13 protein-coding genes and 1 tRNA gene are annotated in these 14,960 nt (G+C 71.6%); 9 read left to right on the top strand and 5 right to left on the bottom strand.

What is annotated here, in order from left to right; all coding sequences use genetic code 11:
- The first annotated feature begins 53 nt into the window (after positions 1-53).
- Positions 54-434, top strand: a complete 381-nt coding sequence (locus A3IG_RS0109790; protein ID WP_018383382.1) for a hypothetical protein — start codon at positions 54-56, stop codon at positions 432-434.
- Between the two features lie 111 nt (positions 435-545).
- A tRNA-Lys gene (locus tag A3IG_RS0109785) sits at positions 546-621 on the top strand.
- A gap of 240 nt (positions 622-861) precedes the next feature.
- On the opposite strand, the gene A3IG_RS0109780 is transcribed toward A3IG_RS0109785, so the two are convergent.
- From A3IG_RS0109780 to A3IG_RS29195, 3 genes are all read right to left on the bottom strand, one after another.
- Positions 862-1,890 (bottom strand): acyltransferase domain-containing protein, encoded by a 1,029-nt coding sequence (locus A3IG_RS0109780; protein WP_018383381.1) that lies wholly within the window; start codon positions 1,888-1,890, stop codon positions 862-864.
- A 549-nt stretch (positions 1,891-2,439) separates the two neighbouring features.
- A complete protein-coding gene (locus A3IG_RS0109770) occupies positions 2,440-3,648 on the bottom strand; it encodes a M6 family metalloprotease domain-containing protein (protein ID WP_236719227.1) in 1,209 nt (402 codons plus the stop codon).
- A gap of 40 nt (positions 3,649-3,688) precedes the next feature.
- Positions 3,689-4,903 carry a M6 family metalloprotease domain-containing protein gene (locus A3IG_RS29195; RefSeq protein WP_018383378.1) on the bottom strand — a complete coding sequence of 405 codons (1,215 nt, stop codon included), beginning with the start codon at positions 4,901-4,903 and terminating at the stop codon, positions 3,689-3,691.
- 353 nt (positions 4,904-5,256) lie between these two features.
- Between A3IG_RS29195 and A3IG_RS0109760 the strand changes: the two genes are divergently transcribed.
- Positions 5,257-7,071 (top strand): putative bifunctional diguanylate cyclase/phosphodiesterase, encoded by a 1,815-nt coding sequence (locus A3IG_RS0109760; RefSeq protein WP_040911156.1) that lies wholly within the window; start codon positions 5,257-5,259, stop codon positions 7,069-7,071.
- On the opposite strand, the gene A3IG_RS0109755 is transcribed toward A3IG_RS0109760, so the two are convergent.
- Complete coding sequence (locus tag A3IG_RS0109755) at positions 7,056-8,183, bottom strand: LLM class flavin-dependent oxidoreductase (RefSeq protein ID WP_018383376.1); 1,128 nt, start codon at positions 8,181-8,183, stop codon at positions 7,056-7,058. The genes A3IG_RS0109760 and A3IG_RS0109755 overlap by 16 nt on opposite strands.
- 242 nt (positions 8,184-8,425) lie before the next feature.
- Here A3IG_RS0109755 and A3IG_RS0109750 point away from each other — a divergent pair, with 242 nt between their 5' ends.
- Positions 8,426-9,013 carry a Uma2 family endonuclease gene (locus tag A3IG_RS0109750; RefSeq protein ID WP_026220085.1) on the top strand — a complete coding sequence of 196 codons (588 nt, stop codon included), beginning with the start codon at positions 8,426-8,428 and terminating at the stop codon, positions 9,011-9,013.
- Positions 9,014-9,052: 39 nt separating this feature from the next.
- Here A3IG_RS0109750 and A3IG_RS0109745 read toward each other — a convergent pair whose 3' ends face one another.
- Positions 9,053-10,528: an NAD-dependent succinate-semialdehyde dehydrogenase gene (locus A3IG_RS0109745; protein WP_018383374.1), complete on the bottom strand. Its 1,476-nt coding sequence runs from the start codon at positions 10,526-10,528 to the stop codon at positions 9,053-9,055.
- A 242-nt stretch (positions 10,529-10,770) separates the two neighbouring features.
- On the opposite strand from A3IG_RS0109745, the gene ehuB reads away from it, so the two are divergent.
- The 5 genes from ehuB (at position 10,771) to A3IG_RS0109720 (ending at position 14,914) form a co-directional block, all read left to right on the top strand.
- Positions 10,771-11,694, top strand: a complete 924-nt coding sequence (gene ehuB, locus A3IG_RS0109740) for an ectoine/hydroxyectoine ABC transporter substrate-binding protein EhuB (protein ID WP_018383373.1) — start codon at positions 10,771-10,773, stop codon at positions 11,692-11,694.
- Positions 11,695-11,730: 36 nt separating this feature from the next.
- The gene (gene ehuC / locus A3IG_RS29190) at positions 11,731-12,486 is read left to right on the top strand and encodes an ectoine/hydroxyectoine ABC transporter permease subunit EhuC (protein ID WP_051087442.1); all 756 of its coding nucleotides are present in this window, start codon (positions 11,731-11,733) and stop codon (positions 12,484-12,486) included.
- Entirely contained in the window at positions 12,487-13,140 is a 654-nt protein-coding gene (gene ehuD / locus A3IG_RS0109730) for an ectoine/hydroxyectoine ABC transporter permease subunit EhuD (protein WP_018383371.1), read from the top strand.
- Positions 13,127-13,942, top strand: coding sequence for an ectoine/hydroxyectoine ABC transporter ATP-binding protein EhuA (ehuA, locus tag A3IG_RS0109725; protein ID WP_018383370.1), 816 nt, complete (start codon positions 13,127-13,129; stop codon positions 13,940-13,942). The genes ehuD and ehuA overlap by 14 nt, the downstream gene beginning before the upstream one ends.
- A gap of 216 nt (positions 13,943-14,158) precedes the next feature.
- Complete coding sequence (locus tag A3IG_RS0109720; protein WP_018383369.1) at positions 14,159-14,914, top strand: IclR family transcriptional regulator; 756 nt, start codon at positions 14,159-14,161, stop codon at positions 14,912-14,914.
- Positions 14,915-14,960: the final 46 nt, after the last annotated feature.

Raw genomic sequence — 14,960 nt, 5'->3', positions numbered from 1 at the left:
CCACTTGCGTTTCGCGGGACAATTGGGTGAGAGACGTCAGGGAGGTTCACCGCATGCCACAGCCGCACCCATCCCAGCCGCAGCGGCAGGCCGAGGCGAAACGCCGCCTGCGGCCCGCGCCGCTGCGGTTCGAGCCGGGCATGTCGGACGGCGACCCTGAGCACTTCTTCGACCTGGAGTCGCTGGACGACCCACGGGAGCTGCTGGCCCGGTCCACCGAGCTGACGCTGGCGTTCCGGGCCGCGGCCCAGCGTGCCACGGAGTTCCAGGCCATCGCCGCGGCACAGCTCGCGGACCCCCGGCGGTTCGACCAGCTCTCGGTGGAGAGCATCGCCGAGCAGGCCAACTGGACGCCGGACTACACCAAGAAGATGATCGAATTCGGTCGCGATCTGATCAAGAACGACCACAAAGGGTATGGGCCCTGTTACTGAGCCGCCCTCCCGGCCCGGTCGCCCGGACGACCCGGCTCCGCGGGGGCCGGTGCGCTCATAACGATTTCTGGTGGACGCGGCGAGGGTGCTAACCTCTGTCCACGTCAGTGAGCGCCGCTAGCTCAACTGGCAGAGCAGCGGACTCTTAATCCGCGGGTTCGGGGTTCGAGTCCCTGGCGGCGCACCACACCGGTTCACCTCGCTACGGCCATCAGGCAGGGGCAGGGCGGCTGGTTCTTCCCACCGTGGTCCCGTGTCCGGCTTCCGGCGCGGGGCCGTTTCGCGTCCGCCCGGTCGACGGGGTTCCGGGGCGGATCGCGCGGTCCGGTAAGGAGGTCCCCGGCCACCGCGAGTCGGGGCCGGCCGACGCCGGGGCCCGCACAACCGACCAGGGCTCCGCTCGTGGCGAGGGGAGCCCTGACCGTTCTCACACCGCCTGCGGCTCCCGCACCTGGTCGCCCAGGGGGGCCAGCGGCTCACCGGTGCGCTGGAGCACCTCACTGACCAGTCGGTCCAGCTCAGCCACGCCGGACTCCGCGTCATGGACCGGGTTGCCGCAGCTCCGCACCTGTTCCGCCACGCCGAGCCGGCTGACCAACCGGGTCAGCGCCGGACGCGGCCCGATCTCCACCAGGTGCCCGTAGCCGTCCCGGACCATGGCCGCGGCGGCCTCGGAGAACCTGACGGGAGCGCTGATGTGCTCGGTCCAGTACGGCCCGTCCAGCGGCTCGCCGACCAGCCTGCGGCCCCGCACCGTGGAGTAGAACGCCAGCCGGGGCACCCGGCCGCCGACCCTGATGGCCCCCCGGGCGAACCCGGTGACCACCGGCTCCATCAGCGGCGAGTGGAAGCCGTGGGACACCTGAACCGGAACGACGGTCAGACCGCGTTCCCGCAGGGCCCCGCCGATCCTGGCCAACGCGGCCAACTCACCGGAGAGCACGATCTCGCCCGGCCCGTTGACCCCGCCGATGCCCACGGTCCGTTCCGCGTCCACGAGCCGCTGCACCTCGGCGCGTCCCGCGAGGACCTTGAGCATCCCGCCGCCCACCGGCAGCCCCTGCATCATCGAGCCGCGGAGCGCGACCAGGCGTGCGGCGTCCGCCAGGCTCAACGCCCCCGACACGCAGGCGGCCGCGTACTCGCCGTTGCTGTAGCCGAGCACCGCGCCGGGCCTGACCTCCTGCTCCAGCACCGTCTGGGCCAGGGCGTACCCCACCGCGAACAGCGCCGGCTGGGTGAAGCCGGTCAGGTGCACCCGGGCGTCGCCGGTGAGCAGGAGCGTCGAGACGGACTCGCCGGTGTACGGCAGCAACGCCTCGGACGCCTCGTCCAGGTGCCTGCGGTACGTCGGGGACTCACGGTAGAGCCGCGCGGTCATCCCCGGGTACTGCGCACCCTGCCCGGTGAACAGGAAGGCCACCGGGGAGCCGGGGCGCAAAGCCGCGGCGCTCACCGCTGGCTCCCCGACCCGGCGCGGGCCGTGCGGGAGGCGGTGCGGTGCGGGTTCCGGCTCAGGCGCGTGACCGTCCGGTCGTGGAACCGCGGTTCCACGCGCACGGAACCAGGTGGGGCCATCTACTGCTCCTTCAGTGTCCTGCGGTCGGTGACCACATGCGGTGGCTCCGTCCGGAACGCCGGGACCGCGGACCCGTGCGGGACCGCAGCAGTTGCCCGGCGCCATTCGGCGGAGAGTGGTGGTGGTGTGGAGATATGGTGCGAAACCCCCTTGGCCGAGATGCGACGGACTCCCGGCCCAGGGCGCCGACGGTGTGCCCCACGGCAGTGAGCGTAGAGGTAGGTGCGCCTGTGGTGACGACCGTTTACCCATGTTGAGACGAGTGCGTGGCCGGGGCCTCGAGCCGGCCTAGAGGTCTTCTAGCTGCCAGCCCCGTTCCCCGCCCGAGGCTGACGTTGGTCCGCCCGGCTGTTTCCTGCCACGAGTTCCTGCCGTCGGTGCCCGCCCAGCGTGAGCTCTGTCACTCAATTCTCGTTAAAGGCGGCGTCAGCCCTTGGTCACCCGCACGGTGTACCGGCCCTGGCGGTCCCGGGAGACGACCTTCACCAGCGTCCTGGTCGGCTCGTGGCGGTACTCCTGCCCCACACCGAACGGGGCGTCGTTGCGCGAGTTGAAGCCCACGCTGCTGTCCGAGCACGCCTCGGTGTCCGGGTTGGCGTCCAGGACCCGCACCGGCCCCTGGCCGGACGGCACGTCGGTGCGGACCCAGTAGAGCAGCACGCCCTCCCGGCAGCCCGCCCGGTCGTTGCCGTGCCGGCTGCGCACCTCCAGCGCGAAGGCACCGGAGTCGTGCACGGGGATCACCACCAGCTTGGTGCCGCCGGGCAGTTCCACCGGGGTCACGGTGTGCTCGGTGGTGCCCCGACGGTACACACAGTCCACCTGGCGGTCGTCGATCCAGCCCAGCTTCCACTTGTGCCACGCCAGGAAGTCCCCGTGCAGGCCCCAGTCGAGGGACATCATGTCCCACTGGCCCGCCCACTGGTCGGTGCGCCGGAAGTCCCGCTCCGCGTACAGGTCGGGCAGTCCGAAGATGTGGGCGTTCTCGTGGTTGAGGACCCGGTGCCCCGCCGCGTCGTGGCTGTAGAGGACCGAGACCTTGTCCAGCCGCGCCCCCTCGTCACTGACCGCGGCGGTGGCCCCGGTCCAGGTGACCGAGAGCACGCTGCGCTGGGCCGGCGGGCCGGCGTTCGGCGTGACCAGGACGTTGACCAGGTCGTACCGGCTGAAGTCGATCTCGGGGTCGGCCACCGTCAGCAGGTCCTGCATCATCCGCTCGTGCACCGGCCAGCCGTAGCCGCGCTCGACGCCGTAGGCACTGAAGCTGCGGGGCATCCGGAAGTACTTCATGACCGGATGGGGCTGGTAGTCGAGCTTGCCGTAGGAGCTGGTGTCGAACCAGCGGGTGGCGGCGGGGAAGAACTCGCGGTACCGGTGCTGTGCGCTGCTCGGCGCCTGGGCGTCGGGGAAGTCCACGAACAGCACCAGCGCCCTGACCCTCCCGGTGGCCCGGGCGTAGACCGAGTGGTCGGGAGGGAACCCCTCCGACATGGTCACCCCGGGGACCGCCCGCAGGGCGCACGGGTGGCCGGTGCGGTCGGGCACGTACCTCCCGGTGAACGGTGGGGTCGCGACGGGGGCGGCGGTCGTCGTGGCGACGGCGAGGATCACCGCCGCGGTCCTGGCTCGTCGCACCAGGCCCGGCGTCCGGCCGGTCCCCCTGGTCGCCGGCACCTCAGCCCCGTCTCGTCCAGGCGTCCCGGGTGCGTTCCGCCTGGACCACGTAGTTGCCCCGCCGGTCCCGGTCCAGGACCCTGATCACCGTTCCGGTCGTCCGGTCCCGGAACTCCTCCCCCCGGGTGAACGGAGCGTCCGCCAGCGGCGGGTGGACGGCGGTGTCGGGGCAGGCCGCGCGGCGCGGGTGGGCGTCCATCACCCGCACCGGCCCGGAGCCGGAACGGACGTCGGAACGGACCCGGTACACCAGCGCGCCCTCGGAGCAGGTCCGCAGGTCGTTCCCCCTGCGGGCCCGGACCTCGACCGCGTACGCGGTGTGCCGGTCCAACTGGACGACCAGCAGCTTGGTCCCCCCGCGGACCTCCACCGGGGACAGCCTGGCCCGCACGGACCCCGGGCGGTCGAGGCAGACCACCTGGGCGGGGGTCAGCCAGCCGAGCTTCCACTTGTGCCAGGCGAAGGGGTCGGGGGCGAGGCCCTTCTGGTCGCCCATCAGGTCCCAGTCACCCACCTGGTCGTTCCAGTCGCGGCCCGGGGCGTTGCTGTCCGGCCGCCGGTACAGGTCGGGGAGGTCGAAGACGTGGGCGGTCTCGTGCGCGAACACGTGCGGGTCGGGAGGGTGCGCCTCGAAGATCGTGCCTATGTGGGACAGCGGCACGCCGTCCGCCACGATGGGCCGGGCGAGGTTGACGACCTTGGTGGCGTCCGGGTCCACTCCGGGGGCGTGCGGGTCGGCCACCAGGAAGACGGCGTCGAAGTCCCGGAAGTCCACCGTGCGGTCGGCCGCCGCCAGGGCGTCGGCGAGGTAGCGGCGCCGGGGCTCGTCGGCCCAGTCCCGGGCTATCCGGTACGCGGTGGAAGGGGCGGGCATGGTCACGAACCCGTCCACCGGGACCAGGTTGTAGTCCAGCTTGCCGTACGACGCGGTGTGGAAGAAGCGCCGGGTGTCCGGGATGTGGTCGTCGGCTATCTGGCTGGTGGTCAGCTCGGGCGTGGAATCGGGGAAGCGCAGGAACACCATGACCGCGTCCACCCTCCCCACCGGACGCGTGTACGAGGGGTTCCAGGTATCCAGGCCCTCGGAGTGGTGCTCGTCGGTGCGGACCGGGGCACAGCGGACGGCCGACCCGCTCGGGCTGGCAGGGCTGGCCGAGGCGAGGGGCAGAGTCAGCGCGGCCACGACGGCCATGGCGCCGGAGAGGGGGGTGCGCATAGCGCCATGCTGGGGTCAATTGTCAAGCTTCGACCCGTTTTATTACGCCGGCTGGACGCCAGGGGTGAGCCGGTAGAGGAGCGCCCCGGGGATCACGGGGCGGTCAGCACACCCGGTCGCGGCACGGCGAGCCGGTGCACGCCGGGGGCGCGGGCCCGAGGGCACGTCAGCAGGCGGACCGTCAGCACACCGAACAAATGATCAGCGCACTACCGTCAGTGAACACACCGCCAGGTCGTTCGAACGGGTGCGGTACCGGGAATCACCGTGAACGGCTCTGGTAGACGTCGCCGGGTCCCTCTATGATCGCCACATTTCCAGTGCGGCACTCGGACGACTGCGAGACGACTGGCATGCGGGAGCGAGCTGTGGACAGGCCAGGAGGCAGTTCGAGCAACGAGGCCGACGCCATCACCGCGGTTACGGAGCGTTACCCGTTCTCCGCAGAGCATCTCCGTGACGCCCTGGCCGCCGCCGGGATCGCCATGGGCCTGGTCGACCTCGAGGGCCGCATCCGGGACCAGAACGCCGCGCTGCGCGCGCTCGGCGACGGGTGGGAGCCGACGGCGCACGACGACCCGGGCACCTGTGCGGGGTACCGGGAGCTGTTGCGCGGCGAACGTCAGCGCCTCCGCTACACCCGCGGGTGCAAACACCCGGACGGGCGCACGGTGTGGGCCAGGGTGACCCTCACCCCACTCGGCACCTGCGACGGCGGGCCCCGCCTGACCCTGCTCACCGCCGAGGACATCACCGCGCAACGCGAACTCCAGCAACGGCTGCGGCACCTGCGCATGCACGACCCGCTGACCCGGTTGCCCAACCGTGAGTTCTTCTTCGAACGTCTTTCCGAAGCACTGGGCGAGGACGCCGCCGGCAGCCGGGTCGGGGTCTGCTACCTGGACGTCGACGGTTTCAAGGCGGTCAACGACACGCTCGGGCACCACGTCGGTGACCGGCTGCTGACCGAGGTGGCCAATCGCCTCGAGCACTGCGTGCGGCCCGCTGGCCACCTGGTGGCCAGGCTCGGCGGGGACGAGTTCGCCCTGCTGATCGAGGGCTCCCGCGGCACCGCCCAGGCCACCGCGCTGGCCGAGACGGTGCTGGCCGTCCTGACGGCCCCGTTCGACATCGAGGGACAGCGGCTCACCATCTCGGCCAGCGTCGGCGTGGTGGAGCGGCCGGTGCTCGGCACCACGGCCACCGCCCTGATGCAGGCCGCGGACACCACGCTGTACTGGGCCAAGGAGGACGGCAAGGGCCGTTGGACGCTCTTCGATCCGGAGCGCAACGCCCACCGGATGACCCGTCTCGCCCTGTCCAGCACGCTGCGGTCGGCGGTGGAGCGGGACGAGTTCACCGTGGACTACCAGCCGCTGGTGGGGCTCGGCGACGGTGTGCTGCGCGGCGTCGAGGCGCTGGTGCGCTGGCAGCACCCGGACCTGGGCCGGCTCACCCCGAATCGTTTCATCGGGCTGGCCGAGGAGAACGGCGCCATCGTGCAGCTCGGCCGCTGGGTGCTGGAGCAGTCCTGCCGGCAGGCCCGGACCTGGCAGCTCGAGCACCCGGGCAACGCCCCGTTCGTCAGCGTCAACATCGCCGTCCGGCAGGTCTGGGACTCCGACCTCGTCGCCGACGTGGCGCGAATCCTGGCCCGGACCGGGCTCCCCCCCGAGCTCCTCCAGCTCGAGCTGACCGAGAGCGCGGTCATGGGCTCGGCCGGCCGGCCGTTGCAGACCCTGCGCGCGCTGTCGGAGATGGGGGTGCGGATCGCCATCGACGACTTCGGCACCGGCTACTCCAACCTGGCCTATCTCAGTCGGCTCCCGGTCGGGGCACTGAAGCTCGACGGGTCGTTCGTCCGCGGGTTCGGCAGCGACCAGCACCCCAACCCGGCGGACGAGACCATCGTCACCGCGCTGGTCAAGCTCGCCCACCAACTCGGACTGACCGTCACCGCCGAGGGCGTGGAGAGCGCGGAGCAGGCCGAACGGCTGCACGCCATCGGCTGTGACACCGCGCAGGGCTGGTTCTACGCCAGGGCCCTGCCCCCGGAGCAGATCGGGTCGATGCTGCGTCAGGCACCGGTGCGCCCCACCGCGGCGCGGCAGGTCCCCCGGGTCACGGTCAGGGACACCCAGGTGGGGCCGGCTCAGACGAGCCCGTAGCCCTCGGCGACCAGTTCGTACGACCGCAGCCGCCGCTGGTGCCCGTGGACGTTGGAGGAGATCATCAGCTCGTCCGCCCCGGTGCGGTCGAGCAGCGCGTCGAGGCCGGCGCGGACCCCGTCCCTGTCCCCGTGGACCAGGTTCGCCAGCCACCCGCCGACGAACTCCTCCTCCACCGCGGAGAACGGGTGGGCCTCCGCCTCGCCGGCCGAGGGCACGAGCCCCGGCCGGCCGGTCCGCAGCCGGAGCATCGCCAGCGCCCCCGCCCGGGCCTGACGCACCGCCTCCGCCTCGGTGTCCGCGGCGACCACCCCCGCCGCGACCATCGCGTACGGGCGGTCGAGCACCGCGGACGGGCGGAACGACCCCCGGTACAGCTCAAGCGCGGCGAGGGTGTTGGCCGGCGCGAAGTGGTGCGCGAACGAGAACGGCAACCCCAGCGAACCGGCGAGCCTGGCGCTGAACCCGCTGGAACCCAGCAGCCAGATCGGCGGGCGGTCCGGCCCCTGCACCCCTCCGGGCACCTTGCCCTGCACCGGCCCCGGCACCGCGTGGACCCCGGAGTACCGGTGTCCTTCCGGGAACGCGTCGTCCAGGAACCCGGTCAGCTCGGCGAGCTGCTGTGGGAAGTCGTCGGCGGACAGCGAGTCGGTCCCCCGGCGCAGCGCCCGGGCCGTCGCCGGGTCGGTCCCGGGGGCCCGCCCCAGGCCCAGGTCGATCCGGCCGGGGTGCAGCGCCTGGAGGGTGCCGAACTGCTCGGCCACCACCAGCGGTGCGTGGTTGGGCAGCATCACCCCGCCGGAGCCCAGGCGGATGGTGCGGGTGGCCGCGGCCAGGTGGGCGATGAGCACGGCCGGCGAGGCGCTGGCCACCCCCGGCATCGAATGGTGTTCGGCCACCCAGAACCGGTGGAACCCCCACGCTTCGGCGCGTCGGGCCAGCTCGGTGCTGGTGCGCAGCGCGTCACCGGCGGTGTGGCCGGTGCCGACGGTGGCCAGGTCGAGCACGGACAGCGGGACGGGTGCCGATCCCCGCGCCACGCCGCGCACCGGGTCGCCGGCGGTGCGCGCCGTGGGGGTGGTGGTCGGGCGTTCCGCGGCGGGGCTGCTCATCGTTGCTGGGCTCCTTCGTCCGGTGGACGGCAGGAGGGCCCCGCACGGGCGGGCGGCGTTCCTGACACGTCCCTTCGCCCGAGCCGAACCGGCCACCCCCGTCGGGTATTCCGGACCCAGGGCAGTGTGCCCTGGGTCACACCGGTGTGGCGCGACGTGACCCGGGTGGCGGACCCCCGGTTGTACAGTGCGTGACAACGACACCTGTCCGCGAAGCTCGCAAGCCGTCGATGGAGGTGGCGATGTCCGCCGAATCCCTGCCGACCTGGTTCTATCCCCCGCCGGAGGATGGCTGGACGGCCGAGGATCTGGACCGACTGCCGCCTACGGCGCCTGAGCGCGTCGAGTTGATCGATGGAGCACTGATCTTCATGTCGCCCCAGGCTCGCTTTCACAGCAGGGTTCTGCGCCGCCTCACCACCGAACTGGAGCGGGTGGCGCCCAGTGGGTTCGGCGTTGACAGTGAGATGACGATCAAGCTCGGGAAACGACAACGTCCCCAGCCAGACATCGTGGTGTTCCGCGAGGACCCGGAGAGTCCCTTTGACCAGGGCATCACCGTCTACCAGCCGGAGGACGTGCTCCTCGTCGTGGAGGTGGTCTCGCCCGAGTCCGAGGTGCGCGACCGTGAGACCAAGCCGCTGCGGTACGCCCAGGCGGGCATCCCGCACTTCTGGCGGATCGAGAGGGAGGGTGCGCAACCGGTGGTCCACGTCTTCGAACTCGAGGTCACCACCGGCGCCTACGTCTCGACCGGCATCATGCGGGACCGGCTCAAGGTGGACGTGCCGTTCCCGGTGGACGTCGAGCTGGCGCCTCTGGCGCGCTGAACGGCCGCCGGCTGACGCGGCGCTTCCGGCCCCCGGCCCTCAGACCGCCAGCGCCACGTACTTGGTCTCCAGGTACTCCTCGATGCCCTCCCGGCCGCCCTCCCGGCCGATGCCCGAGTGTTTGACGCCGCCGAACGGCGCCGCCGGGGTGGACACCATCCCCTTGTTGAGGCCGACCATGCCGGTCTGGAGGCCCTCGGCGTAGCGCAGCGCCCGGTTCAGGTCCCTGGTGAAGACGTAGGAGACGAGCCCGTACTCGGTGGCGTTGGCCAGTTCCAGGGCCTCCTCGTCGCTGTCGAACGGGACGACGGGGGCGACCGGCCCGAAGATCTCCTCGCGGAGCAACCGTGCGGTGACCGGCACGTCCGCCAGGACCGCGGGGGCGTAGAAGTAACCCGGCCCGTCGTGGGTCCTGCCTCCCTCGAGGGCCACCCGGGCCCCGGCGCTGACGGCGTCCCGCACCAGGTCCTCGACCTTCTCCAGCGCCCGGGCGTCGATCAGCGGTCCGACCTGCGCGCCGGGTTCTGTGCCGCGGGCCACCTTGACCCGGCCGAGCTCGCCGGAGAGTCGCTCGGTGAACTCACCGACCACCGACCGGTGCACCAGGAAGCGGTTGGCGGCGGTGCACGCCTCGCCGGTGTTCCTCAGCTTGGCCACCAGGGCCCCCGCGACGGCCTGCTCGACGTCGGCGTCGGCGCAGACCACGAGGGGGGCGTTGCCGCCCAGTTCCATCGAGGTGCGCAGCACCTGCTGGGCGCTGGTCTCGATCAGGGCGCGCCCCACCGCGGTGGAGCCGGTGAAGGAGACCTTGCGGGTCCTGCCGTCCCGCAGCAGCGGCTCCACCACCTCGCCGGGGTGGCTGGTGGTGATGATGTTCAGCACCCCGGGGGGCAGCCCGGCCCGCTGGAGGATCTGGCCGAGGGCCAGCATGCTCAGCGGGGTCTGGTGGGCCGGTTTGACGATCATGGTGCATCCGGCGGCGAGAGCCGGGCCGATCTTGCGGGTGCCCATGGCCATGGGGAAGTTCCAGGGGGTGATGAGCACGGCGGGCCCGACCGGCTGACGCATCACCAGGATGCGTCCGCTGCCGTCCGGGGCGTGTCGCCAGTCCCCCGCCACCCGGACCGCCTCCTCGGAGAACCAGCGCAGGAAGTCCGCGGCGTAGGCGATCTCGGCCCGTGACTCCGGGACCGGTTTGCCCATCTCCAGGGTCATCAGCAGGGCGAGGTCGTCCTGCTGGGCCATGACGGCCTCGAAGGCCCGGCGCAGGATCTCACCCCGGTCCCGGGGCGGTGTGGCGGCCCATCCCGGCTGGGCGGCGTCGGCGGCGTCGAGCGCCGCCAGGGCGTCCCGCGGCCCGGCGTCGGGCACGGTGCACAGCGTGGCCGCGGTGGAGGGGTCCTCCACGGGGAGTTCCGCTGCCGTCTCGGCGGGCTGCCACCGGCCGTCGATGAGCAGGGACCGGGGAACGGCCTCGACCACCCGTCGCTCGTGCCTGTCGTCCGCCACGGTCACCGCCGCCCTTCGCCACTGGTCCGCGCGGGCGGCTCCCCCGCTCCCGCAACGCTCACTCCCCCACTTCTAACGCGCTGCGCTCCACGATCGAGCTCGCTGGCGCCCCGACACGACCAAGTGGCCGGGAATTTCTTGGCATACATCCCTCGATCGGGGGTACCAGCGCGCCCAGAGCGCATACGGATCGGCATTCGAAAGTGCCTTAAGGAGAAAAGCGACAAAGAAGGACGCGATGGAGGAGCATGAGACCCGGGATAGGGAACGACATTCAGCCGAACATTCGGCTTCCCCAGCGGCGCACCCTGCTCCGGGGTGGCGCCCTCGCCGCTTCGGCGCTCGGCGGCCTGGTGATGGGGTGCAGCCGGGTGTCCACCGCCGACGCGACCCACGGGGGGAACCTGCTCGAACAGCTCCGCGACCGGGGGTCCGTTCGGCTCGGCATCGCCGGTGAGATTCCGTTCGCCTACATCAACAAGCAGGGAAAGCTCACCGGCGAGGCCCCCACAGTGGCCGGGGCGGTTTTCGAACGGCTGGGTGTGCGGCGGGTCCAGGCGGTGCCCACCGAGTTCGGCAATCTGATCCCCGGCCTCAAGGCGGGGCTCTTCGACGTCATCGCGGCCGGCATGTACATCAACCGGGACCGCTGCGCCGAGGTGCTGTTCTCCGAGCCTGACTACCAGGTCACCGAGGCCCTGATCGTGCGCAGGGGCAACCCGGGGAACCTGCGGGACTACCAGGACGTGGCCCGCGCCGGGGCCACGCTGGGGGTGGCCAGCGGAGGCGCCGAGATCGGCTTCGCCAAGGAGGCCGGGGTGAAGAAGATCAGCGTCTACCGCGACCAGCTCAGTGGGTTCGAGGCACTGCGCGCGGGCCGGATGGACGCGTTCACCGCGGTCAGCATCACGGCTCGGCTGCTGGTCCGCGACGGCGGGCACGACGACGTGGAACTCACCCCGCCCTTCCTGCCCGTCATCAACGGGAAACGTCAGATCAGCGGCGGCGGCTATGCCTTCCGTCCGGGCCAGACCCGGATCGTCGCCGCGTTCAACAGGGAACTCCTCGCCATGCGCGAGAGCGGCGAGCTACTGAGCCTGGCCCGTCCTTTCGGATTCACCGAGAAGGAAATGACCACGTTGACCACGAAGCAGCTCTGTGCGATCGGGTGAACGCCGGACGGCACCGGAGGTGGAGGCCACCGAGCCATGACATTCGGACTATTCAAACTACTCCTCGACGGATTGTGGATCACCATCCAGTTGCTGGTGTTCAGCGCCGCGCTGGCCGTACTGATTGCTTTCACCGCCGGACTCGCCCGGCTCTCCCGCCGGCGCGCCGTGCGCTTCTTCGCCGCCGTCTACGTCGAGTTCTTCCGCGGGACCTCGGCCCTCGTCCTGATGTTCTGGCTCTTCTTCGCGCTTCCCCTGCTGGGCTGGCAGCTCGCACCGCTGTGGGCCGGGACGCTCGCCCTGTCGCTGAGCTTCGGCGCGTACGGCTCGGAGGTGGTCCGCGGCGCGGTGCTCGCCGTCAGCCCGGGTCAGCGGGAGGCGGCCACCGCCCTGAGCTTCACCCCGTGGCAGCGTCTGCGCCTGGTCGTGCTGCCGCAGGCGGTCCCGGAGATGCTGCCGACGTTCAGCAACCAGCTCGTCGAGCTGCTCAAGGCCACCTCGCTGGCCTCCGCGGTGACCATCGGGGACCTGACCTTCCAGGCGCAGTCGGTGCGACTGGCGACGGGCGAGAGCGCCCAGGTCTACGGCCTCATCCTGGGGATGTACTTCGTCATCGCCTTCACCCTCACCCGCGGGATGCGGCTGTTGGAACGCCGGGCCAAGGCGAACCTCGGCCTCGGCCGGCTCGTGACGGGCCCCGAAGCACCGCTCGGCTCGGAACCGCCCACGGCCCCGGCAGGGCCCCCGCCGCTTCCCGAACCGACCGGCCACGGCCAGGGCGGGGGGATCTGAGTGGACTGGGACTGGTCCTACGTGTGGGACTTCATGCCGCAGATCCTGGACGGCCTCGTCGTCACCCTCAAGGCGACGGTCCTCGGCTCCCTGCTGGCGTTCGGCCTCGGCCTGGTGTGGACCCTGCTGTTCCGGGTGCCGAGCCGCTGGGTCCGCTGGCCGGTGCGGGCGGTCGTCGAGTTCGTCCGCGACACCCCGCTGCTGGTGCAGCTCTTCTTCCTGTTCTACGTGCTGCCGACGCTGGACATCTCGTTCTCCCCGCTGGTCACCGGGGTGATCGGCCTCGGCCTGCACTACTCCACCTACACCGCGGAGGTGTACCGGGCGGGGATCGAGGCGGTCCCGAGGGGCCAGTGGGAGGCCGCCACCGCGCTCAGCCTGCCCCGGACGCACACCTGGGTGGCGGTGGTGCTCCCGCAGGCCCTGCGCCGGGTGGTCCCCGCGCTGGGCAACTACGTCATCGCGATGTTCAAGGACACCCCGCTGCTGTACGCCATCGCGGTGCTGGACATGCTCAAGCAGGCCCAGGAGGTCGGCGCCGAATCGTTCCGCTACCTGGAGCCGATGACAGTGGTCGGCCTGCTCTTCGTCGTCATCGCCTACCCGACCTCCCTGCTCATCCGACTCCTGGAGCGACGCCTTGGCACCCACTGACTCCGCCACCGAAGAACGGACGCCCACCGGAGGCACCACGCCGCCGCTCATCCGGTTCGACCGGGTGGTCAAGCGCTTCGGCGGCGTCACCGTCCTGGACGAGCTGGACTTCTCCGTGGCCGCCGGCCGCAACGTCACGCTGATCGGCCCGTCGGGGTCCGGGAAGACCACGATCCTGCGGCTGCTGATGACCCTGATCCGGCCGGACGGGGGCAGCATCACCGTGGACGGCGACAACCTCACCCACATGGTCCGCCGGGGGAAGCTCGTCCCGGCCGACGAGAAGCACGTCCGGCCCATCCGCAAGAAGATCGGCATGGTCTTCCAGCAGTTCAACCTGTTCCCGAACATGCGGGTGCTGCGCAACCTCACCGAGGCTCCCGTCCGGGTCCTGGGCATGGACCGGGACGAGGCCGAGATACGCGCGCGGGAGCTGCTGGAGATGGTGGGTCTGGCCGACAAGGCGGACGCCCACTGCGCCCACCTCTCCGGAGGCCAGCAGCAGCGGGTCGCCATCGCCCGGGCGCTGGCCATGCGGCCCAAGGTGCTGCTGCTCGACGAGGTCACCTCGGCGCTCGACCCCGAGCTCGTCGCCGGGGTGCTGGACCTGCTGCGGGACATCGCCGTCTCCGGCGACGTGACCCTGGTCTGCGTGACCCACGAGATGGGGTTCGCCCGGGACGTCTCCGACCAGGTGCTGATGTTCGACGCCGGACGGGTGGTGGAGTCGGGGCCACCGGAGAAGATCTTCTCGGACCCGGACCACCAGCGCACCCGCGACTTCCTGCGCGCGGTGCGCTGACCCCGCCCCGGACGCGGCGTGGCCTCCGGCCCCCACGACGACGCGGGCCGGAGCCGTGAGGTTCGGCAACGACCGGTTGGCGCACACGTGTTGGGTCTATGGTGGGAAGCGGCCCCACCGCCGCTCCGAGACCTCACCGCCCCGAGGGGAACGGCGGCACCCGCGGCCGGTGGCGGGGGCGACGAGGCAAGCGGTCACACCTGCGAGGGGGATACCGTGTCGCTGGAGGGCGGACAGGTCGCACCGGTCCACACGGTCCAGCACGCACTGCGCGTGTTGGACGCCGTGGACAAGCACGAGCACGGGGTGTCCGCGGACCAGCTCGCCCGCGAGGTGCGGATGCCTGCAGGAACGCTCAACCACCTGCTGGCCATGCTGCTGCGGGAGAACTACCTGCGCCGCCTGACCGGTGGCGGGTACGTCTTGGGTGACACCCTGCTCCGACTCGGCGGCTCCCACCGCAGGCAGCACCTGGCCGAGCGACTCCGCGCCAGCCTGACCGCGCTGCACAACGAGGTCTCCGCCGCCGTGTACTTCAGCCGCTACCAGGACGGCGAGATCACCCTGGTGGACTGCGCCGACAGCCCGCAGGCGCCCCGGGTGAGCGAGTGGGTGGACTTCCGGGCCACCGGCCACGCCAGCGCGATCGGGAAGTGCCTGCTCGGGCAGCTCGACCACGAGGGCCGCCGGGAGCACCTGTCCCGGCACCGCGTCGCCCCGCTCACCTCGCACACCATCACCGACGAGGAGATCCTGCTCACCAAGCTGGACGGCCACCCGGCGACGGTGCCCGTGCTGGACCTCCAGGAGTACGCGGTCGGCACCGTCTGCGCCGCCGTGCCGGTCACCGCCGGGGCCACCGCCGGGGCCCTGGCCCTGTCCATGCCGGTCGCGCAGGCGTTCCGGCTCCGTGAGGCCGCCGAGACGCTCAACCGGCGGGCCGCGCCACTGCTGCTCTCCCTCGCCATCTGAGCCCGGTCGTGCGGCCCGGGAGCCCGATCCTGGTGCTGAGCATCTC

It is taken from the genome of Wenjunlia vitaminophila DSM 41686, from assembly GCF_000380165.1.
GTDB lineage: Bacteria > Actinomycetota > Actinomycetes > Streptomycetales > Streptomycetaceae > Wenjunlia > Wenjunlia vitaminophila.
This window is presented reverse-complemented; position numbering and strand designations above follow the sequence as displayed.

Bases quoted from the DNA above. Each gene is read 5' to 3' on its own strand.
- A3IG_RS0109790 (WP_018383382.1), top strand. From the start codon at position 54: ATGCCACAGCCGCACCCATCCCAGCCGCAGCGGCAGGCCGAGGCGAAA.
- A3IG_RS29195 (WP_018383378.1), bottom strand. From the start codon at position 4,903: ATGCGCACCCCCCTCTCCGGCGCCATGGCCGTCGTGGCCGCGCTGACT.
- A3IG_RS0109760 (WP_040911156.1), top strand. From the start codon at position 5,257: ATGCGGGAGCGAGCTGTGGACAGGCCAGGAGGCAGTTCGAGCAACGAG.
- A3IG_RS0109755 (WP_018383376.1), bottom strand. From the start codon at position 8,183: ATGAGCAGCCCCGCCGCGGAACGCCCGACCACCACCCCCACGGCGCGC.
- A3IG_RS0109750 (WP_026220085.1), top strand. From the start codon at position 8,426: ATGTCCGCCGAATCCCTGCCGACCTGGTTCTATCCCCCGCCGGAGGAT.
- ehuB (WP_018383373.1), top strand. From the start codon at position 10,771: ATGAGACCCGGGATAGGGAACGACATTCAGCCGAACATTCGGCTTCCC.
- ehuC (WP_051087442.1), top strand. From the start codon at position 11,731: ATGACATTCGGACTATTCAAACTACTCCTCGACGGATTGTGGATCACC.